The following is a 20,335-nucleotide window of genomic DNA, read 5'->3' as shown; positions in this document are numbered from 1 at the left end:
ACGAGTACGAGCAGGCGTACTGGACGAGACTGGAGCAACACCCGCAGACCGCCTGATCACACGATCACGGACTCCACGAAAGTCGGGGCAGCTCACCTCCCGGCTGTCAGCCTGGGGGCGATCGCCGCCGATCGCCCCTACTGCTCCGGGAAGCACAAGAAGCACGGCATGAACGTGCAGGTCATCGCCGCCCCTCCTCCAGCCTGACAGCCGGGAGGTGCCCCCAGGCCGGCTGTTGTGGGCCTCGCCCGCCCTGCCCGCCGCGGTCCACGGCATCAGAGCCGCCCGCACCCGCGGCATCATCGACGCCTTGGCCGAGGCCGATGTCCGCTGCTGGGCGGACAGTTGCTCAAGGATCGGGTCGATCTGACGGCTGCCCGTCTGCTGTCAGCGAATCAGGCTGGCCGGGCGGTGATCCCGGTGCTTGTGTGTCGGTATGGAGATCCTGGTTCTGGGCGGAACGGCATGGGTGGCTCGGGAGCTGTCGCGACAGGCGATCGAACGCGGCCATCGGGTGACCTGCCTCGCGCGTGGCGAGAGCGGAGAAGTCGCGGACGGGGCGACACTGGTCGCCGCCGACCGGCGGGACCGGTCGGCGTACGAGCCCCTGCTCGACCGCGTGTGGGACGCGGTCGTCGAGGTGTCATGGCAGCCGGGCTTCGTTCGTGGAGCGCTCGACATGCTGGGCAGCAGGGCCGGGCACTGGGTGTACGTCTCGTCCGGCAACGCCTACGCATCCCATGCGACGCCGGGGGCGGACGAGTCCGCGCCCCTGCTGGCCCCGACCGACAGGAGCGAGGTCGATCGCGCGGTGTACGGCGAGGCGAAGGTCGCCTGCGAGCAGGCGTCGACGGCCGCGGTGGGCGACCGCCTCCTCATCGCACGAGCCGGCCTCATCGGCGGTCCGGGCGATCACAGCGGACGCTCCGGCTACTGGGTCGCCCGCGCCGCACGCGATCCGCGAGGGCCGATGCTGGTCCCCGACACACCGGCCATGCCCACCCAGGTGCTCGATGTGCGGGACCTCACCGCCTGGCTGCTCGACACCGCGGAGAGGGGAACCACCGGCACGTACAACGCTGTCGGCCCGGTCGTTCCGTTCGAGGAGTGGATCGAGCTGTCCCGTGCCGTCGGCGGGCACACCGGTCCGGTGGTCACCGCCGGATCGGCGTGGCTGCTCGCCAACGGCGTGGCCGAGTACATGGGGCCCGAATCACTGCCGATGTGGCTGGTTGAGCCGGGCTGGGAAGGGTGGTCGGCCCGCGACGGGTCCTCGGCGCGCGCCGCGGGGCTGTGTCACCGGCCTACGGCGGAGATGCTGGCCGACACGCTGCGCTGGGAACGCGGGCAGGGGCTGGACCGGGAAAGGCGCGCAGGCCTCAGCGCGCAGCGCGAGCGCGAGTTGCTGGACGCCCTCGGGTGACAAGCTGACAAAGGGGGCCAGGACGACGGCGGCACCGTCCGCGTGCCCCACCGCGGCCGCCGCGAGAAGCTCTCCGCATGGCAGAGGGCCGATGGGGGCACCCCCGGCCGAAGGCTGGGGGAGTCTCCCACGCCACGATCCGCGGGGTCGGCGAGCAGGCGCCGGCCACCCTCAGGTCCGGGCGGCTCCTGCGCAGGCTCCGCTGCAGCACCACCCGCATCACCGACCTCGTCAGAGGCGTCCTCGTCAGGGCCGTCCTCACCCTGCAGCTCGCCGTAGCAGCCTGACCATGAAGTTCCGACTGCTCACCGGGCCGGGCTGTCGTCACACCCTGGCACGCTGCCCTCCATGGACACCGAAACGTCCTGGGGTGTGCTCGACGCCGCCGGAGAGCGAGACGAGCCGCTCGACGCCGCCCTCGCCGCCCAGTGGGCGGCCCGTCCTCCAGACGAGATCCTGGCCTTCGCATCCCGCTTCGCCCGGCTGCGGGAGATGGTGTAGCGCTGGGACGTGTGGGCAGCCGCCTCCCTCATCGGCGGAGGGTGCTCGGATGATCGGTTCAGCGACTTCACGGCGGGTCTCGTAGCACTCGGACAGGGGTGGTACGAGCGGACGGCCGGCTGCCCGGACGCACTCGCGGACCACCCCGCAGTGCGCGCCGCCGCCGCTACCGGCGACCATGAGGCCGTCTTCTACGAGGACTTCAACAGGGACGTCGCGGAGCGGATGGGGTCGACGCCGTACGCGGTGGGCCGCTGGCGGGCCGGGTCCGTCGAGCACCGGGTCGCCGGGCCTGGGCGGCATGCCCAGGCCCGGCGACCCTCGGACGGTCACCGACGCGCAGGTCGCCGGGCTGATCACCGGGATGCTGGAGCGGACGCCGAAGGACGCCACACACTGTTCGACGCGGTCGACGGCCCGGGAGACCGGGCTGCCGCCGTCGACCGTGTCGCGGGTCCGGCGGGCGTTCGGCCTGCAACCGCACCGCGCCGAGGATTTCAAGGAGTTCCCGGCCCGGCTGAACGGGGAGGTCCCCCCAGGACTTGGACGTGCACCTGGTCCTGGACGACTGCGCCGCCTGCAGGGCCCCGGCCACCACGACCTGGCCGGTGGCACACCGACGGTTCCACCTGCACGTCACCCCGACCGGCCTGTCCTGGCTGAACCTGGTGGAGCGCTGGTCCGCCGAACTGACGAACAAGCAGGCACGGCGCGGCATCCACAGGTCCGTCCAGGCCGTGAAGAAGGACATCCGCACCTGGATCGCCGCCCGGAACGACGGCCCCGGACCCTTCGCCCGGACCGGGACCGCCGAGGGGATCCTCGACGCACCCGCCGCACACCGCCGGCGGACGGCCGACTCAGGACATCAGCGGCAGGGACGCACGGGGCGCTCTCGTGCTTTACGCGGTGAGGCGTTCGGCAAGGGCCTTGGCCTTGACGGCTGCGTCCTGCAGAGCGCGGTCGCGGGAGGTTTCGAAGAGCGGCACCAGTTCGGCCATGGCCGGGTTGTACGGGGCCATGGTGAGCTCCGGGACGATGAAGTCGAGGTCGAGGTCGAGCATGCCGCCGAGGGTCGCGGTCAGGTAGTTCTGCACGTACTCGTAGGGCTCCTTCGGAGTGCCGGGGGCGTAGGAGCCGCCGCGGCTGGCGACGACGACGACCGGGGTGCCCTTGGCGGAGGGGTTCTCGCCCGAGGTGCGGCCGTGGAGGATCACGTTGTCCAGCCATGCCTTGAGAGTCGACGGGATCGAGTAGTTGTACATCGGCGCGCCGATCAGCACCACGTCTGCCTGCTCGAGCTCCTCGATCAGCTGGAGGCGCTCGGCCAAGCCGGCGTCCTGCGCGGGCGTGCGGGGATTCGGGTCGGCCAGGCCCGCGGTGTGCACGGCGGCGGTGATGTGCGCGACGGGGGCGACGGAGAGGTCGCGGTAGATCACCGTGCCCTCCGGGTGCTGCTCCTCCCAGGCCTTGCGGAAGGTCTCGGTGACGGCGCGGGAGGCGGAGGCGCCGCTCGGGAACACGGAGGAGTCGATGTGCAGCAACGTAGCCATGGGATATCTCCAGGAGAGGTTGGTGTGACAGGGCGGGCGCCCGCGGCGGGTGCCGTGGGGCTCGGGGTCGAGAAGGTCGGTGGGGCCGGCGGTCAGGCCTGCGGCCCGGGGCGCAGGACTCCGTCGGGGTCGTAGCGCTTCCACAGGTCGGTGACGCGGGTGCCGGTCGGTCCGGGGTAGGCGCGGCTGAAGGTCGCCTCGTCGGGACTGCTCTCGAAGTTCACGTAGGCGCCGTCGGTGTGCGGGGCGAGGGGCGCCCAGGCGGCAGCCAGCGTGGCGCGGTCGTCCGGCGGGAACGCCGAGGCGATGACGAGGGTGTTCTGATGGCGGTGTGCGAACGCCATGGCAGAGGGGGCCGGGTCGTGGGTGGCCCCGCCCAGCGAACGCAGCTGCACCAGGACCGGGTCGGGGGCGGCCGACGCCGCGACCAGGGCGCGGGCGGCGTCCGGGGTCATGCCGGTGAGCAGTCCGTTGGTCGAGCTGGAGGGCATCTGCCCGGTGTTGGTGTGCATGTGGAGCGGCGACACCAGGTCCGTGTAGGGGACGACATGGACCTGCTGGGCCATGACGTCACCGATGCCGAGCAGCGGTTCGATGGCGCGGCGGATGACGGACGGGCTGTCCGATGCCACGACGGCGGTGATGACCGCGGCGGTGGCGGCGCCCTGCGAGGACAGCATCACCGCGGTCGACAGCTCGCGCGGTGCGCGCGCCATGACGGACTGCCAGCGCCGCAGCGCCTCCCCGGCCGGGTCCACCGCCGCGATCAGCTGCGCATAACCGACGTCGTGAAGCTCCACGGCCTCGATCTCGAAGGCCACCGCGATCCCGGCACCCGCGCCGGCCCCGCGCATCACCCACAGCAGGTCGGGCTCGGCCTCGGCATCCGCGCGCACGGCCGATCCGTCGGGCAGGACGACCTCGACGGCACGGATGCGGTCGACGGTGAGCCCGTAGTGCCGTACGAGCCATCCGACGCCGCCCCCGGTGGCGATGCCTCCGACACCGACGTTGCCGTGGTCGCCCGAACTGATGGCGAGCCTGTGCGGGGCCAGCGCCTGGGCGACCTGGGCCCAGCGGGCGCCCGCCTCGACACGGACCAGACGGGAACCGCGGTCGAGGACGTCGACCCGGTGCAGTGCGCTCAGGTCGATGACGAGTCCGCCGTTGTTGGTGCCGCTGCCGGACAGGCCGTGCCCGCCGCTGCGGACGGCCACCCCGAGTCCCGTCTCCCGGGCGAGCCGCAGCGCCGCCGCGACATCGTTCGCGGACTCGGGCAGGACAACGGCGGCCGGGTGGCCCACGGTGGTGTAGGTGGAGCGGAGCAGCGGGTAGCGGCGGTCGCCCGGCGTGACCAGCTTGCCGGCGAGCTCGGCCGGCACGGTGGACAGGGTGCCGTTCATCGCCCGCTCCGGAGGGCAGCGACCCGCTCGCGAACCGCGGGCACGACCTCGGCGGCGAAGAGCGCGAGCTGCTGCTCGGGGTCGGCGGCGGGCCAGAAGACGAAGGTGTCGAAGCCGAGTTCCACGGCCCACTCGGCGAGGGTGTCCACCCACCGCTGCACGTTGCCGACGAGTCCCGGCCCGTCCCCGCGGTCGCCGATTGTGCCGATCACGTTGTAGACGCGCCGGAGCGTCCTCGGGTCGCGGCCTGCTCCGGCGGCCGCCTCGTCGATGATCCGCTGAAGCGAGGGCACTTCCTGCGGCGGGACGTAGATGTTCAGCGGAGAGATCCAGCCGTCGGCCAACCGGCCGGTGACGGCGAGCATCCGCGGCTTCTGGGCGCCGAGCCAGAGCTCGACCGGCTTCGGGGTCACCGGTCCGGCGTGGTAGCCGCCGATGGCGTGGTACTGGCTGTGCAGTCGTACGACGCCCCCGGACAGCGCCGTGCGCAGGATCCCCAGGGACTCCTCGGCGAAGGCCACCAGGTCCCGGCCGCGTCGCGCCGGTCCGCCCATCGAGGCGATGGCATCGGGGATGCCGCCCCCGCCGACGCCGAGCTGGATCCGTCCGTCGCTGACCACGCTCAACGACGCGGCGGCCTTGGCGAGCATCACCGGAGGGCGCAGCTGCAGGTCGGCGACAGCGGTGAGGAAGGAGATGCGTTCGGTGACCGCTGACAGATGCGTGATCAGGGTCCAGGTGTCCAGGTGGCCGGGCTGGTAGGGGTGGTCCTGGACGGCGAGGTAGTCCAGGCCCGAGTCCTCCGCCGTCCGCGCAAGGCGCCGGGTACGGACCCAGGCCGCGGCGGAGGGGTCGAGGCTCACTCCGAAGAAGAGCGGACGTCCGTAGTCGGTCATGTGTCTACGGTGCACCGGACCGCCGCACCGGCAAAGCGGCGAGTAAGGTGCTAATCTTTTGTAAGTGGAATCCATTCATGACAACACCTGCCCGAGCTTCGAGGGCACCCTCGAACTGATCGGACGCCGCTGGACGGGTTCGGTCCTGCAGGCCGCCGACCGCGGAGCCCGGCGCTTCGGCGAGTACCGGGCAGTGATCGAAGGCATCTCCGACCGGCTGCTCTCCCAGCGCCTGAAGGAACTCGAGGCTGCGGGCCTCGTCGAGCGCAGCATCATCCCCACGACGCCCGTACAGGTCCGCTATCAGCTGTCCCCGGACGGCCGGGGGCTGGTGAACGCCCTGCTGCCGCTCGCGCAGTGGTCCATGCACCGCTCGGGGACCAGGGGCGCGGGGCGGACTCCGTCGTCGGCGTAGCCTCCGGCCGGGCTCGCGCCCTCACGAAGCGGGCTGCCCGAGGGGTGGCCGGGCACGTGGGAAGTGCCCCCGGCAAGCAGGAATGAGGATCGCCGAGGCACTTGCTCCTGCCGCTGCCGGGCGCACTTCCCCAAGGAGTCAGCGCACCGGGCCGCACCCGCGTGCGCAGGCGTCGGTCGGCGGCCGCGGCCGGCCCCCCCGCGCTCGCGGCGATCCGGCGGGCGCGGGCCGAGGCCCGGCAGCGGGTGACGCGTCGGGAGCAACACCCGCAGACCGCCTGATCACACGATCACGGACTTCACGAAGCCGAGGGCGGCTCGGTCCCGGCAGGTCTCCCACACGTACGGCCCGACGGCATCCCCGAGCCGTTTCCCCATCGCCGCGAGAGGAGTCTGGCCCCACCGCTCACGCGGCAGGGCCAGAATCCAGGATCTTCATCAGCCTTCTCGGGCACTCGGTTCTCGCACGCCACGACAGTCCGTGTCGCTCCCCCAGGCTGCGTCATCCGGGGCGAGGGGGGTCGGTGCCGGCGCGGGGCGGACCCCGGCCCGGACGCCGGCGCCCGGCCTCGTGGCGGGGCGGGACCGGCACCGGGCAGATGCCGATCGTTCGTTAAATTTAATCCGCGGGCCGGCCCCCCCGGGGGGGCCGGCCGCGCGGGGTCAGCCGGGGAGCTGCGTAGTCTGCCGGCGGGAGGAGTCCTCGATGGCGTGCATCAGCCGGTGGCGGGTGTGGGCGTAGGTGAAGTCGGGGGCCGTGCGGGTGCCCTCGCGCAGGTCGCGGCCCAGGTGGGAGTAGAGCGCGGCGACGTTCCTGGCGGGGCCGACCAGGCCGTCGGGGATGCCGGCGAAGTACTCGGCGGGCACCTCGAGCCGGGACACGGCGGCGTCCTCGCCGAAGCCGGCCTGGAGGGTGAGGTCGGTGACCTGGATGTTGCCCCAGGGGGCGGTCAGGACGATGTCGCCGTCGGTGCCGTTGATCTCCCAGCGGAAGTTGTCGCCGCGGGAGGCGCCGCCGCGGTAGAAGACCGAGGCCGCGGCGCCGCCCTCCAGGGTGCCGATGACCGCGATCTGGTCCGGGGCGGTGACGGGGACGACGGCACCGCCGTCGTCGGTGACGGTCACCTCCCGGCGGCCGCGCACGAGGTTGGCCGACAGGTGGGCGAACTCGCCGAGGGTGACGGTGAGGGCGTCGATGGCGTGCAGGGCGGCGCCGGACAGCGGGGTGGCGCCCTGGGACTCGTCGTACCAGTAGGCGTGGGCCTTGGTGGTCTGCCCGTTCCAGACCATGCCGGAGGCGACGAGGGAGGTGCCGATGACCCGGCCGATCCTGCCCTCGCGGACCAGGTCGCGCACGTAGCGCAGCTCGGGGTGGTAGCGGCCCTGCAGGCCGATGGCGGTGCGCACCCCGGCGGCGTCGGCGCGCCGGGTGAGCTCGGTGGCCTCCGCCAGGTCCAGGGCCAGCGGCCACTCGCTGTAGACGGTCTTGCCGGCGTCGATCGCGGCGGAGATCAGCTCCCGGTGGTGGGGGACCTTGACCGCCACCACGACGACGTCGACCCCCGGGTGGGCCAGCAGCGCGGCGTGGTTGTCGTAGGCCGCCTCCAGCCCGAACTCCCGCACGGCCGCCTCGGCCGACTCGCGGCGGGAGGTGCTGACGGCCCGCAGCGTGAAGTCCGGCAGGGCCTTCAGGGCGGGGATGTGGCTGAGGGAGGCCCAGCCGCCCGGGCTGCCGCCGATGATGCCGACGCCGATGGTGCTCATGTTGTCACTCCTGTGCTACGGGCCCTGGGCGGGCCGGGGGGGGAAGGCGGAGACCGGAGGGGGAAGGCGGAGGCCGGGGCTACTTCTTCGGGGCGGGCGGCGTCCAGTTGGGGACGGTGTCCACCCGGAACCGCGACAGCACGCTGCTGGAGATGTACCAGCGGCCGTGGATCCGCTGATAGGTGTCGTGGTACTCGCCGTAGCCGTGGAAGCCGTTCTTGTAGCTGGACCCGGCCGGGAAGCTCACGTAGTCCTCCATCGCCCAGATCGCCGTGGCGCGGTCGCCGTGCACCTGGATCTCGGGCAGGAAGCCCTGGTGGGCGGTGGGCGCGTCGCCCAGCAGCGCCGCCGTGTTCTTCGCCAGGTCCTTGCCGCTGGTGTACTTCACGCCCACGTCGATGGTGGGGTGCGCGGTGAAGAGCGCGGCCAGCTTGGACCACTGCTTGCTGTCGAGGTAGCGGAAGTAGCGCGCCTTGACCTGGCGGATGTCCTCGATGTCGGCCAGCCGCTGCACCGTGGCCGCGGTGTGCGCCGCGGCGGACTGCGCCGGGCGGGGCTGCGCGGCGGACGCGGGCTCCGAGGCCCAGGCGGCCGCGCCCCCGCCGGCCAGCAGCGCGGCCACGGCGGCGGCACCGGCCACACGTGAACGCCACACGGAGGACGTACGGGATTCCTGCCTGCTCATGCTCTGTCCTTTCGGCGCCGCGCCCGGGCGCGGGCGACGGTCGTTGGGATTCCGGGCCCCGGGGGGCCGGCGGGGGGGCCCCCCCCGGGGGGGCGCCCCACCGCCGGCAGGCCGCGGCCCGGCCACGCCAGCCAGTGAACCCTATATGGAACACTGTGTCAAAAAAAAATCATCCGAATCCCGCGCTCGCGGCCCCACAGGCGGCAAAATGTCCCCATATAAATGTATCGACCGTTCCGGAAAAGCCGCATGCGAGGCACCGGGCGGTCCCGTCCCCTGCGGGTCCGTCCGACCGAGGGAGCCTGATCGATCACGGTGAGGACGCCGGCGGTGCCAACGGAGGCGAAGGTCCGGATCGTGCTGTCGTCCCGGCCGGTGGGACGACCGTGGCGGAGGCCGCTCGTCGGGCGAGGGTCTTCGAGCAGTCCGCGGGCAACGGGAAGCACCGGTTCCCGGAGTCCAGCCGGGCCGGGCTCACGGCCGGGAACGGGTCCGCCGCACCGCCCGTCGGCACGCGCTCGCCCGGCCCGCCCTGCGGGCGCCGCGAGGTGGGGGCGATGTGCCGCCACGACCGCCACCACGCCCCGCAGGCCACCGTGCTGCGGCTGCCGGACGAGGAGGGCCTGCTGCCGGAGGCGAGCTGCCGGCGCGAACGCAGGCAGCTCACCGCACGGCGCGAGGCCGCCCCGGCCACTGGGCAGGCCGCCCGGACAAGGTCCGGCAGCCGGACTTCTCTCACGCTCGAGACGAGCGGCGGCGGCACCGGGCGGCTCGCGGGCTGCCGGGGTCCCTGGTCGACGTACGGACCGGGCCGGCACGTGGCCGCGACCGCCGACCAGCACGACCCGACGGCCGCGAAAGATCCCCGACGTCCTCGGCCCGGTCCTCCATGCCGAGGACCACCGGCTCGAACACCACACCGTGCGCCCGGACGAGGCGCCGTCCTGGAACCGGCCCCAGGACGTCCACCTCGGACCGGCCGATCCGCCGGTCCCCGGCCTTCCCGAACCCGAAGACCTGCCGGTGACTCGGCGCGGGACATCGAGCCCTCGCCGGTCCGACCGGCTCCAGACCGGTTCACCTGCAGCAACAAACCCGTTCGTTCCCTGCTGGACCCGGGCGGCAACGGCTGCCCGCCCGCCGCCTGCATCCGGTCCGCGACGCGGCGCGCCCCCGTCTGTGCTGCGAGTCCGGGCGGGCTGCCGGTCGGCAGGCGGATTGGCCGCGCCGGCGCCCTCGACACCGCCCGCAGAGCTGGGCAGGGCCGGGGCGCAGCGCGCCCCGGCCCCGTTCGGTCACTCCGCGTGCTGGAGTTCCGAGGTCTTCGCGCTGCCGGCGGCAGCCTCCGACTGGTGCTTGGGATTGCCGGCGTTGATGGCGAAGAACGCGACCAGTGCGGCGGCGGCAAGGAATCCGGTGCCCCACCAGTAGGCCACGGAGTAGCCGTGGACCAGCGACAGGTTGGTGAGGGAGACGGAGCGGTGGTGGGAGGCGACGTATCCGGTGGTGGCGCTCGCGGCGATGGTGTTGAGCAGCGCGGTGCCGATGGAGCCGCCCATCTGCTGCGAGGTGCTGGTCATGGCCGAGGCGACTCCGACATCGCGCGGTTCGACACCGTGGGCGCCCAGGCTGAAGGCGGGCATGAACGCCGTGCCGATGCCGACGCCCACGACGATCTCGGCAGCCGCGATGAACCCGAACGAGGAATTGACGTCAAGCAGGGCGAGCATCAGCACACCGGCGCCGGAGACGGCGTAGCCCATGCTCATCAGCAGGCCGGGGCGTACTCGGTGTGAGAGGCGGGCGCCGATCTGCGTCGAGCCGATGGCCTGCGCGACGGCCATCGGGATGAAGGCGGCGCCGCTCTGCACCGGCGAGTATCCCTTCACCAGCTGGAAGTAGTAGCTGAGGAAGAGGAACATGCCGAACATGGCCATGACGGACAGGGCCAGGGAGGCATAGGAGCCCGCGCGGTTGCGTTCGGTGAGGACGCGCAGCGGCAGCAGCGGCGACGCGACCTTGGCCTCCAGCAGGACGAATGCCGCCAGCAGGAGGACGGACAGGACGAACATGGTGATGGTCACGCCTGCGCCCCAGCCGTCGCTCTCGGCTTTGGCGAAGCCGAAGACCAGGGCGACGGCACCGCTGCTGGCGAGGACCGCCCCCGGTACGTCCAGCCGGCCGCGGTCCGCGTGCGCCCCGGAGTCACGGACGACGGACAGGACACCGATGATGCCGATGGCCGCGATGGGGAGGTTGATGTAGAAGCCCCAGCGCCAGTCGGTGTACTCGGTGAACACTCCGCCGAGCAGCAGGCCGAGGGCACCGCCCGCGGTGGCGATGGCGCCGTAGATGCCGAAGGCCTTGGCGCGCTCCTTGGCGTCGGTGAACGCCAGTGAGATGAGCGCCAGGGCGGCGGGGGCGAGGAGTGCGCCGAAGACACCCTGGAGGGCACGGGCGGTGAGGAGCACGGGCAGGTTCTGCGCCGCGCCGCCGATGCCCGAGGCCACGGCGAAGCCGACCAGTCCGACGACGAACACCCGCTTGCGTCCCCAGAGGTCGCCCAGGCGTCCGCCCAGAATGAGCAGACCGCCGAAGGCCAGGCCGTATGCGGTGATGACCCATTGCCGGCCGCCGTCGGTGAAGTGCAGGTCGCGCTGAGCGGACGGCAGAGCGATGTTCATGATCGCCCCGTCGAGGAAGACCATCAGCTGGGCGACGGCGATGAACAGCAGGGCCAACCAGCGCCGGGGATCGGGATGGTGGACGTCCTGGGACATGACTCGTACTCCTTGGAGGCGTCGGTTGCCGGCCAGGCCTTCCGGCCGGGCTGCGTCAATGGAAGGTGTGCGCCGCTCCGGTGGCGGGGGCGCTCGATGGTGTCGGTCAGGGGCGCTGGGAGAGGGCATGGCGTCGGGCTCCCTGCCGGTGCCGGCGGCCCAGGTCCCGGGCGAGCCGGGAGGACGGGCGGGCGGCGCTGCCGTTCGGGGAGTGGCCGAGGCCGGCGGGCGCGCGTCATCCACGCGCGACCCCGGTACCCGGAGGTGCGGACAGCGGTGTCCGCGCCCCAGCAGTCGGCCGGAAGGCCATGGGCGACTTCCGCCAGGTGCTCTGACGGTCGTTGTACGCGGCTTCGGCGGCCTGCACCGAACCGCGTCGCGATCGGCGGACGTCGCGGCGTTTGAACGCCGGCGATGCCGCGACCGCGGGGATGTGCGGAGGGAGGCCCGTACGGGTCTTGCCGAGCCGGATCCCGGCCACCCTCATTTAAATTCAAACGATCGTTAAATTAAATGCTCATGCGAAGGCTTTGCCGTCACACAGCGCCAGGACCGGTCGGAACCTGGCGCTGCGCGCTCAGCGAAGGCAGTTCAGGGCGACCTCCGCGGTCCGCGTCAGCGCGGCCCGATCCGGGTTTATGGCACCCACGACCCGCAGGCCCTGGAAGGTCATGGCGAGGAACCCGGCGAGGTCCGCAGCGCTCTGGTCGGCCGGGATCTCGCCCCGCCCCTGCGCCTCGGCGATGGCCTCGAAGAGTGTGAGCTCGAGCAGCTGCGTCGTTGCGCGAAGCCGCTCGGCCACCTGCACGTCGCTGTGCGCGCGCTCCATCGCGGCCCCCACGATCAGGCAGGACGCCTGGCCCGGACCGCAGGTCACTTCGTCGATCACTGCCGCGAAAGCCGCACGGATCGTCTCCCGTGCGTCACCGCCGGCGCGCAGCATCTCGATGAACGGCAGCGCGTAGCGCCGCCGGTACAGGTCCAGCGCAGCCAGGTAGAGGCCCTCCTTGCTGCCGAAGGCCGCATAGATGGAACCGCTGCCGATGTCCATGGCCTTCGCCAGATCACGCACGGAGGTGCCACCGTACCCGGTGTGCCGGAACGCCTGCATCGCCGCGGCGACGGCGGCTTCGGTGTCGAACTCGCGGGTGCGTGCCATGCGCCCGACTGTACCTGTTGGTGGAACGATCGGCAAATAAATGCGGAGGCCTTGCGGAAGCTCCGGTTGAAGGCCGCCCTCCTGGGACGCTCGCAGGGTGGGCAGACCGGCAAGGTCCACCTCGCCGCCGACCGCACATGCCGCCCACTGGCGTTCGCAGCACCCGGCCCGACGCGGCCGCCGGGGACACGGCCCACTCCTCCCGCGGCAACCGTGCCCACCTGCACAAGCGCAGGATCAAGGTGGTCATCCCGGAGAAGCGGGACCGGACCGCCGACCGGAGGAGGAAGGGCTCCCGGGCCGGCCGGCCCGTCGGCCACGACGCCGCGCTGCACAAGGAGCGGAACACCGTCGAGCGCCTGATCGACAAGCTGAAGACCTGGCGAGGCGTCGCCATTCGGTACGACGAGACCCCGCAGAGCCACCCGGCCGGCCTCCGCCTGCGTGCCTCGACGATCTCGACCAAAGACTTGACCCGGATCGGCCATTGATCACAATCGGAAGGAACATCCATGAACAGATCCCCAACGGATCCGCCCCCTCCGGCAGGCCACGACACGTCGACGTGGAGGCCTCCCGGCGAAGGTTCGTGGGTGGTGTCGCCGCTGTCGCGACCGGTGTCGGGCCCGCCGGCGCCTCGACGCTGCCTGCCGCCGCCGCACCTCCGCACCGGACCTCCCGGGACTTCGGCTCGGTCTCCGGCGTTGACGTGGGCGTGGGCGGTGCCCACGCTGATCGCGAGGCCCGCCGCGCGCTGGGCCGGGGTGCCGCGCCTGCGCAGGCAGGCCGGAGGGGTCAGGGTGCACCGGGATGGCCGCGGCGTACAACGGGGAGCGCCCTCGGCAGGTGACGATGGGCACGGCGACCCGCTCCACGAGTGCGTGCGACAGAGGGAGCGCGGCAGGAGAGGCGGCCGACGAGGCCCTCGGGGTGACGGGTCGGGACTTCAGGCAGCCCTCTCGACACCCCGGGGGCCCTGAGCGTTCTTCGGCGGCCGGCGGCCTTGATGACATCACCCGATCGGTGGCCGTCCTGAGGATGCCCCCGGTCACGAACGGATACGCGCCCTACCGGTGCCGGCGGTACTGCAGATGGACGATCCCGTTGGTGGAGGCGGCGCTGGAGACCAGGTCGAGCCGGTAGGACGCGGGCACGCCGTCGAACAGCCGGGTGCCCTCGCCCGCGACATAGGGGAACAGGCTCAGCCGGAGTTCGTCGACCAGGTCGAGCCGCATGAGCGACCGCCAGAGGCTGACGCCGCCCCAGACCACCATGTAGCCGTCGCCGCCCTGCCTGAGCTTGTCGATCTCCTCTGCCGTGTCACCGGCGGCGATGGTGGTGTCGGCCCAGTCGGCCGTCTTCAGGGTCCGGGAGAAGACGACCTTGCGTCCGGTGTTCAGGATGTCGGCGAAGGGATGCTCGGTGGCCGTTGTCATGGACGCGGAAATGCCTTCGTAGGCGGTGCGTCCCATGATGTGCGCGTACGCACCCCGGAGGAAGTCGAGGTGCTCCGAGTCGTCGGGATCACTGTTTTCGGGCAGGCCGAAGCAGAACTTCCAAAAATCGGTGCCCTCGTCGGCGAGAAGGCCGTCGAGCGAGTAGTTGAACACCGTCGCAATCAGCTTCCGCATGATCAGGACTCCTTGGTCTCGGGTCGAGCGGGTCCTTCCACCGGCCGAACGCGGCCGTGCCGGGTCGCGGCCGCTGCCGTGGCGCCGGAGGCCCGGTGCAGTGCAGACGCTTGACGCGCCCGCAGTGAGCAGTGTCCAACTTGGCCGACCGCATGGCCAGTTGGCGCGGGGTGGTGTCCAGGACGAGGTGGAGCTCCCGGTCGACCGGGCGCCGACCAAAAGCACCCTGTCCGCCCGGAGCCTCACGCGCTTGTCCACCCATCGGGCATCGATCCGTCCAGCGCGCCGCCGCGTTCCCCGCCGCCCGGCAGGCCCTTGACGAGGCGGTGCCGATGGCGTCGGCCGAACGGAGCAGTCGCCCGCCCGGCGATCCGCGAGGTACATGCCGAGTGCCTCACGGCGCGGGCCCGGCCGGTGGCGGCGCCGGCGGCCGAGCGCCGCCCCGACCGGCCGGTGCCGCCACCGGCCGGTACCGCCGCGATCGGGGCGGTCGGGCGTCTGGCGGCCACCGCCATCGAGGACGGGCGGTCCCCGCCCTCGATGAGCGGCGTCCTGGCCGGGGCCGCCTACCGGCTGCTGCCGGCCCGGCGGTCCGGCCTCACTTCAGGTGCCGGCCGAAGAACCGGCCCCCGTCCTCCACCTCGAACCACGGGGTGCCGGTGTGCCCGCCCAGGTTGGCGTGCAGCGTCTTCTCCCTGGTGCCGAAGGCGTCGAACAGGTCCAGGGCCCGCTGCCGGGGGTTCCCTTCGTCGTCCCGCTGCAGCAGGAACAGCAGCGGAACGGTGACCTGCCGGGCCTCCTCGCGCTGGGCGCGGGGCACGTAACCCCCGGCGAAGAGGCCGGCGGCCGCGATGCGCGGCTCGGCCACCGCCAGCCGGATGCCGAGGGCGGTCCATCCCGAGTACCCGACCGGGCCGCCGATCCCGGGCAGGGCGAGGAGGGCGTCCAGGGTGGTCCGCCATTCCGGAACCGCCTGTTCGACCAGCGGGCCGATGAAGGACTCGAAGATCTCGTCGACCGGCTCGCCGGCCTGCATCGCCCGGCGGAGGTCGGCGCGGGCCTGCTCGTCGGCGGCGGAACGGGGCCGGTCACCGCATCCGGGGGCGTCGATGGCGGCGACCGCGTAGCCGTACGCCGCGGTCTGCCGGGCCCGGGCCACCAGCCGGGGCTCCCTCCTGGGCAGGCCGTTGTTGTGGGCCATCAGGATGAGCGGGGCGGGTGCGGATCCAGGCGTCCACAGGGTTCCGGGGATCTCGCCGAGGGTGAATGCGCGCTCCAGGACGCCGTCGTCGAGGCGCTGCTCGGAGGTGAATCGCATGGTCGTGCCTTTCGGGAGTGCTCGTGAACGGCGCTCCCGGACGACCTACCGCCCGACCGTGACCCCGGAGGGGAGCACCCATGTCGTTCCTGCGTCCACGGGTACCACCTCCTCGTTCTCTCGCACGGCCTCCGGAAGGCTAGCAGTGGTCGCCGTGGGGGGCCCGACGGATTCCTGCGGCGCCTCCGCGGCCGGATGCCACGACGCCGGACCGCCACCCGGAGCCCCTCGGGGTGCCCTCGCAGCCTCCCCGGTGGAGGGCCGATGCCAGGGGCGGCCGGGATCCTCTCCCCCATGGAGACCCGTGCGGGCCGGACACTGCGCTGGAACCTCCACCTCGGCGGTCGGCTGAGCACCGTCGTGCCCGTCCGCGTCGTCGGGCGCACCCGGAACGGCCTGCGGCTCTGGAGGAGCGCCGGCTCACCGGCCCGGCGCGTGGACCGCCCGACGGGGTGCACCTGCGGGACATCCCGCCGGAGGAGCGGCCGGAGGGCGGATACCCGCTCCGCGCGGTCCGGTGGTACCGCGGCAACGCCCTGATCCACCAGCCCCGGGACGGCCTCCATGCGGTGGGGTGGCTCTTCACGCAGGACCTGCGGTTCGACGGCTGGTACGTCGGCCTCGAACGCCGCATCCGCCGAGGCGACGACATCGACGTGGTCGACCTCGAACCGGACCTCGTCGTGGCACCCGACCGGACCCGGCAGTGGAAGGACGAGGAGTCGTCCGCAGCCAGGACCGGACACCCCGCCCACTGGAGCGAGGAGGAGGCGGAGGCGGTCCGCGCCGAGGGCGAGAGCCCGACGCGCGCCGCGGAGGCCGGCCGCTTCCCGCTCGACGGCACCTGGTGCGGGTTCACCCCGCCGACGGCCTGGACGACACCGCAGCGGCCCCCGAGGCCCGGCAGGACCGTGCTCTGACCGTCACCGGCCGGGGCCCGCCGACAGCACGCCGACACCCCGCCGACCGGGATCGCCTGCCGCGGGACCCGCAGCGCGACCCCTTCCGGGACGATCAGCCGGCGACGGACGACGGCATCGCCGGCCGCGGTGCCCGCTTGCCCCTCTCCGAATAGGAGCATATGCTCCTAAGTGTCGCCGAGGCCCCGCCGGCAGACGCAGCGGGGAGCGGCACGCCTGCGGCGCGATCGGCAGTGCGCCGCCCGGCCAACGGCGAGACCACCTCGCCCCACGCCGACCACGAACCACGCAGAGGAGTCACACCATGACCGTCGTCAAGGCTGCCGCCGTCCAGATCAGCCCGGTGCTCTACAGCCGCACCGGCACCGTCGAGCGCGTCGTGCAGAAGATCCACGAGCTGGGGAGGCAGGGCGTCCAGTTCGCGGTCTTCCCCGAGACCGTCGTCCCCTACTACCCCTACTTCTCCTGGGTGAAGCCGCCCTACACCATCGGCGACGACCAACTGCGCCTGATGGCCGAGGCGGTGACCGTGCCGTCCGCGGAGACCGAAGCGATCGGGCAGGCAGCACGCCGGAACCACATGGTCGTCTCGATCGGCGTCAACGAGCGTGACGGCGGCACCCTCTACAACACCCAGCTGCTCTTCGACGCGGACGGCTCGCTGATCCAGCGCCGCCGCAAGATCACGCCCACCTTTCACGAGCGGATGGTCTGGGGGCAGGGTGACGGTTCGGGCCTGCGCGCGGCCGACAGCGCCGTCGGCCGCATCGGCCAGCTCGCCTGCTGGGAGCACTACCAGCCGCTGGCGCGCTACGCGCTGATCGCCGACGGCGAGCAGATCCACGCCTCGATGTTCCCCGGGGGCCTCGGCGCCGGGCAGTTCGTCGACCAGATGGAGGTCGCCGTCCGTATGCACGCGCTGGAATCGGCCTGCTTCGTGGTCAACGCCACCGCCTGGCTCGACGCCGACCAGCAGGCACGGCTGGCCGAGGACACCGGCGGCCCCGTCAGTGCGTTCTCCGGCGGCTTCTTCACCGCCATCGTCGACCCCGAGGGCCGCTTCCTCGGCGAGCCGATCACGTCCGGCGAGGGCGAAGTCATCGCCGATCTCGACTTCGCGCTGATCGACCGGCGCAAGCGCATGGCCGACACGCGCGGCCACTACGCCCGCCCGGAACTGCTCTGCCTGCACATCGACCGCACGGCGACGGCCCCCCTCCACGAGCGCGGCGCCCACGTGCCGCTCCGGACCGGCCGGGCGGTCGAGGCCGAGCACTCGACCGAGGACCAGTGACCGAGGACCGGTGAGCGGTGAGGACGCCCCTGTGATCCCCTGAGGAGCGTCCACGGCGGTCACCGCCGCCCCGGGGCACTCGTCCGCGGGGGCCTGTCGCAGGATCCCGCCGACCCGACCGGGCCCGTCCCCTGTGCGCCGGCGTCCGATCGACCGGTGCACCGGCGCCGGACCGCCGCAGCCGGGCCTCCGACGACGGCGGACGTGCACCAGGTGTCCCCGGCAGGACGATCGGGGCGTTCGCTGCGACTCGCCGCGGCGTCCGTCCGGCCGACCGCGTCCTGGGAGCGCCGCTCCGCACGGGCGGACATGCCCGGAGCGCCGGGTCCCGGTGCCCCCTCGGCCGGACAGCCGGCTCGCCCCGGTGGGGCGCAGTCAGGCGGCAGCTCCCCTGGGCACCCGTTCGTCCGGGTGACGACCCGGCCGGCACCACCCCGATCCACGCGGCCGGGCGTCGACGCCCGGCCTCCCCCCTCCTGCGTCTCGCATCTCCTGCGTGACGCACACAGTGAAGGAACCAGAGAACATGCACATGAAACTCGAACTCTTCGTCCTGCCGGTCTCGGACGTCGATCGCGCGAAGGCCTTCTACGAGAAGGCGGGCTTCCGCCTCGACCTGGCCCAGGACGTCACGGAGGACTTCCGGGTCGCCCACCTGACCCCGCCCGGCTCCGCCGCCTCGATCATCTTCGGCAAGGGCCTCACGACCGCCGCGCCCGGCTCGGCACAGGGCCTGTACCTCGCCGTCACGGACATCGAGGAGGCCCGCGCGGAACTCGTCGGCCGCGGCGTCGAGGTGAGCGAGGTGTTCCACGACGACAAGGGCCTCTTCTTCCACGGCCACGACGCCGGAGAGGTCGTCCACGACGGTCAGGGCCAGGGGCGCAAGGCGGGTCCGCACCCCGGGCGCGCCAGCTACGGCTCCTACGCCACCTTCAGCGACCCGGACGGGAACGGCTGGGTTCTGCAGGAGATCACACAGCGGGCCCCCGGCCGCTGACGGCGACTCCGGGGGACCGGCATGCTGCCGCTACGGATCCGCCGCGCCCCCGTCCGCGGTCCGGGGGTGCCCGCGGGACACCCGCGGGCACCCCCGGCAGGACGGCACTCCGCCGGCCCGGCCGGCGGGAACACGGCGGACCGGATCCGCGCCGCAGGGCTCAGCACCGTGATCGCAGAAGGCGGACCCACCGGAGGGGAGTGCTGCGCGACGGCGACGGCGGAGGGGGGCGGCCTCCCCCGACAGCGGCGGCGGACCGGCCGCGGACGGCACCCTCCTCGCCACGGGCCGGATCCCAGGGACGACCGGCCTCGGCCCGGGGACCGCGGGCCCCGGCGAAGGGCAGGAGCCCGGTTCCCGCCCCCGCGGCCGCCGTCGCCGACAGCACCCCTGCCGACCGACCGTCACGCGCCCCTCCCGGACTGCGTGGAGGCAGTTCCTGCGCGGCGGCCCACGCCGCGCGCGCCTCCCCCGACCCGGCACCGGACCCGGTACCGGCCGGCACGCCGCCCACGGCCTCCCAGCCGGCGCCACCGTGCCCGACGGCCGGCCGCGCGAGAACCCGGGCCGGACGAATCGTCCGCGCCGCTGACGCCCGGCGCCCCGCCGCACCGACGGCGGGGAGCCCCACCAGCCCCCACACCACCTGCAGACACCGTTTGGACACGTGCAATGCGCAAGATCAACATTCGTCTCCTCGGCGCAGCCGCCGCCCTCACCGCCGCGCTCGCCGGTGCCCCGTCGGCCTGGGCCGCGACATCCGCCCCCCACAGCTCCTCCAGCACCCGCGAGCACTCGGAGGTCATCCGGCTGGTCGCCCGGCAGACCCAGTCGGCATTCGTCGACCTCGGCAGGAAGGGGGTCAGCCTGGGGGACGAACGCGTCATCGCGGAAGACCTCTACCAGGGCGACCGGAAGATCGGCGACCACAGTGTCGTCTGCACCTACGTCCACCTGGCCCCGGACGCGCTCCAGTGCGTCGGGGCCTTCGCCCTGCCGCAGGGGCAGATCGCCGGCCAGGCCCTCCTCCACCTGCCCGCCCCGCCCGCCGTCGACATCCCCGTCACCGGGGGCTCGGGCGCGTACCGCACCGCTGGCGGCTACGTCCACACCGTCCCCGCCGGCGACACGGAGAGGCATCTCACCTTCCACATCACCCGCTGACCGTCCACGAGCGGGCCGGCTCCCGGGCCGGCGGACGCGCTCCCGACCCGGGACCGTGCCGCCCGCCCGGGAAGCCGGGAACATGCGCTGCGGCCCCCCGCCGTCCGCTCCGAGTCGCGGAAGGGCCGGACATGCCGCCTCCGCACCGGCCCCCCGGGCGTCGAGCCCGGGGGCCGGTGCGGCACGGCCGGGCCGCCTGCGCACCCCGCCCGGACCGGGCCGGCCGCCGACCCCCTCCTCGCCACGAACGCCCTCCCCCGCGACCGCCGGCCCCTCCGGACCGGCAGCGGCCCTGCCCGCCGCAGGCGACCCGCCCGCATCGCCGGGCCGGGTGTGCCGCTACTCGGCCCAGGGGTCGAAGCCGGTGCGGAGGACGGCTTCGAGGGAGGCGCGCAGCCGGGCGGCCTCCTGGGTGCCGAAGCTCTCCTCG

Annotated in this window: 17 protein-coding genes and 3 pseudogenes; 11 read left to right on the top strand and 9 right to left on the bottom strand. The window is 73.1% G+C overall.

The window, feature by feature from the left end; genetic code table 11:
• Positions 1-120: 120 nt before the first annotated feature.
• From ACFY07_RS27675 to ACFY07_RS27655, 5 genes and pseudogenes are all read left to right on the top strand, one after another.
• A pseudogene (locus tag ACFY07_RS27675) lies at positions 121-343 on the top strand (hypothetical protein); the annotation flags it as partial.
• Positions 344-436: 93 nt separating this feature from the next.
• Positions 437-1,423 carry an NAD-dependent epimerase/dehydratase family protein gene (locus tag ACFY07_RS27670; protein WP_390872288.1) on the top strand — a complete coding sequence of 329 codons (987 nt, stop codon included), beginning with the start codon at positions 437-439 and terminating at the stop codon, positions 1,421-1,423.
• A gap of 3 nt (positions 1,424-1,426) precedes the next feature.
• A pseudogene (locus ACFY07_RS27665) lies at positions 1,427-1,710 on the top strand (hypothetical protein); the annotation flags it as partial.
• A 61-nt stretch (positions 1,711-1,771) separates the two neighbouring features.
• Entirely contained in the window at positions 1,772-1,924 is a 153-nt protein-coding gene (locus tag ACFY07_RS27660; protein WP_390872287.1) for a hypothetical protein, read from the top strand.
• A gap of 9 nt (positions 1,925-1,933) precedes the next feature.
• Positions 1,934-2,587, top strand: a complete 654-nt coding sequence (locus ACFY07_RS27655; protein ID WP_390872286.1) for a DUF4240 domain-containing protein — start codon at positions 1,934-1,936, stop codon at positions 2,585-2,587.
• Positions 2,588-2,826: 239 nt separating this feature from the next.
• Here ACFY07_RS27655 and ACFY07_RS27650 read toward each other — a convergent pair whose 3' ends face one another.
• The 3 genes from ACFY07_RS27650 to ACFY07_RS27640 form a co-directional block, all read right to left on the bottom strand.
• A complete protein-coding gene (locus ACFY07_RS27650) occupies positions 2,827-3,477 on the bottom strand; it encodes an FMN-dependent NADH-azoreductase (protein WP_390872285.1) in 651 nt (216 codons plus the stop codon).
• A 92-nt stretch (positions 3,478-3,569) separates the two neighbouring features.
• Positions 3,570-4,880 carry an FAD-dependent oxidoreductase gene (locus ACFY07_RS27645; RefSeq protein WP_390872284.1) on the bottom strand — a complete coding sequence of 437 codons (1,311 nt, stop codon included), beginning with the start codon at positions 4,878-4,880 and terminating at the stop codon, positions 3,570-3,572.
• The gene (locus tag ACFY07_RS27640; RefSeq protein ID WP_390872283.1) at positions 4,877-5,776 is read right to left on the bottom strand and encodes an LLM class flavin-dependent oxidoreductase; all 900 of its coding nucleotides are present in this window, start codon (positions 5,774-5,776) and stop codon (positions 4,877-4,879) included. Before ACFY07_RS27640 ends, ACFY07_RS27645 begins: the two co-directional genes overlap by 4 nt.
• A gap of 64 nt (positions 5,777-5,840) precedes the next feature.
• Here ACFY07_RS27640 and ACFY07_RS27635 point away from each other — a divergent pair, with 64 nt between their 5' ends.
• A complete protein-coding gene (locus ACFY07_RS27635) occupies positions 5,841-6,191 on the top strand; it encodes a winged helix-turn-helix transcriptional regulator (RefSeq protein WP_390872281.1) in 351 nt (116 codons plus the stop codon).
• Positions 6,192-6,853: 662 nt separating this feature from the next.
• On the opposite strand, the gene ACFY07_RS27630 is transcribed toward ACFY07_RS27635, so the two are convergent.
• From ACFY07_RS27630 to ACFY07_RS27615, 4 genes are all read right to left on the bottom strand, one after another.
• A complete protein-coding gene (locus ACFY07_RS27630) occupies positions 6,854-7,954 on the bottom strand; it encodes a Gfo/Idh/MocA family protein (RefSeq protein ID WP_390872279.1) in 1,101 nt (366 codons plus the stop codon).
• A 79-nt stretch (positions 7,955-8,033) separates the two neighbouring features.
• On the bottom strand, positions 8,034-8,639 hold the full coding sequence (locus ACFY07_RS27625) for a nuclear transport factor 2 family protein (protein ID WP_390872278.1): 606 nt from the start codon (positions 8,637-8,639) through the stop codon (positions 8,034-8,036).
• A 1,295-nt stretch (positions 8,640-9,934) separates the two neighbouring features.
• Positions 9,935-11,419 (bottom strand): MFS transporter, encoded by a 1,485-nt coding sequence (locus ACFY07_RS27620; protein WP_390872277.1) that lies wholly within the window; start codon positions 11,417-11,419, stop codon positions 9,935-9,937.
• Positions 11,420-11,996: 577 nt separating this feature from the next.
• Positions 11,997-12,578 (bottom strand): TetR/AcrR family transcriptional regulator, encoded by a 582-nt coding sequence (locus ACFY07_RS27615; RefSeq protein ID WP_390872276.1) that lies wholly within the window; start codon positions 12,576-12,578, stop codon positions 11,997-11,999.
• Between the two features lie 54 nt (positions 12,579-12,632).
• On the opposite strand from ACFY07_RS27615, the pseudogene ACFY07_RS27610 reads away from it, so the two are divergent.
• Positions 12,633-13,069 (top strand): annotated as a pseudogene (locus ACFY07_RS27610) (transposase); the annotation flags it as partial.
• Positions 13,070-13,645: 576 nt separating this feature from the next.
• On the opposite strand, the gene ACFY07_RS27605 reads toward ACFY07_RS27610, so the two are convergent.
• Both ACFY07_RS27605 and ACFY07_RS27600 read right to left on the bottom strand, forming a co-directional pair.
• Positions 13,646-14,209: a dihydrofolate reductase family protein gene (locus ACFY07_RS27605; RefSeq protein WP_390872275.1), complete on the bottom strand. Its 564-nt coding sequence runs from the start codon at positions 14,207-14,209 to the stop codon at positions 13,646-13,648.
• Positions 14,210-14,807: 598 nt separating this feature from the next.
• Positions 14,808-15,527 carry a dienelactone hydrolase family protein gene (locus ACFY07_RS27600; protein ID WP_390872274.1) on the bottom strand — a complete coding sequence of 240 codons (720 nt, stop codon included), beginning with the start codon at positions 15,525-15,527 and terminating at the stop codon, positions 14,808-14,810.
• A 452-nt stretch (positions 15,528-15,979) separates the two neighbouring features.
• Here ACFY07_RS27600 and ACFY07_RS27595 point away from each other — a divergent pair, with 452 nt between their 5' ends.
• The 4 genes from ACFY07_RS27595 (at position 15,980) to ACFY07_RS27580 (ending at position 19,905) form a co-directional block, all read left to right on the top strand.
• Entirely contained in the window at positions 15,980-16,447 is a 468-nt protein-coding gene (locus ACFY07_RS27595) for a DUF402 domain-containing protein (protein ID WP_390872273.1), read from the top strand.
• A 304-nt stretch (positions 16,448-16,751) separates the two neighbouring features.
• Complete coding sequence (locus ACFY07_RS27590; protein ID WP_390872272.1) at positions 16,752-17,741, top strand: nitrilase-related carbon-nitrogen hydrolase; 990 nt, start codon at positions 16,752-16,754, stop codon at positions 17,739-17,741.
• Between the two features lie 526 nt (positions 17,742-18,267).
• Positions 18,268-18,741, top strand: a complete 474-nt coding sequence (locus tag ACFY07_RS27585; protein WP_390872271.1) for a VOC family protein — start codon at positions 18,268-18,270, stop codon at positions 18,739-18,741.
• A gap of 672 nt (positions 18,742-19,413) precedes the next feature.
• On the top strand, positions 19,414-19,905 hold the full coding sequence (locus ACFY07_RS27580; protein ID WP_390872270.1) for a hypothetical protein: 492 nt from the start codon (positions 19,414-19,416) through the stop codon (positions 19,903-19,905).
• Positions 19,906-20,335 lie beyond the last annotated feature (430 nt).

Origin of the sequence: Streptomyces sp. NPDC001380 (assembly GCF_042895785.1) — a bacterium.
Classification (GTDB): domain Bacteria; phylum Actinomycetota; class Actinomycetes; order Streptomycetales; family Streptomycetaceae; genus Peterkaempfera.
The sequence above is the reverse complement of the archived record's forward strand: the minus strand, read 5'-3'. Positions and strand labels throughout refer to the sequence as shown.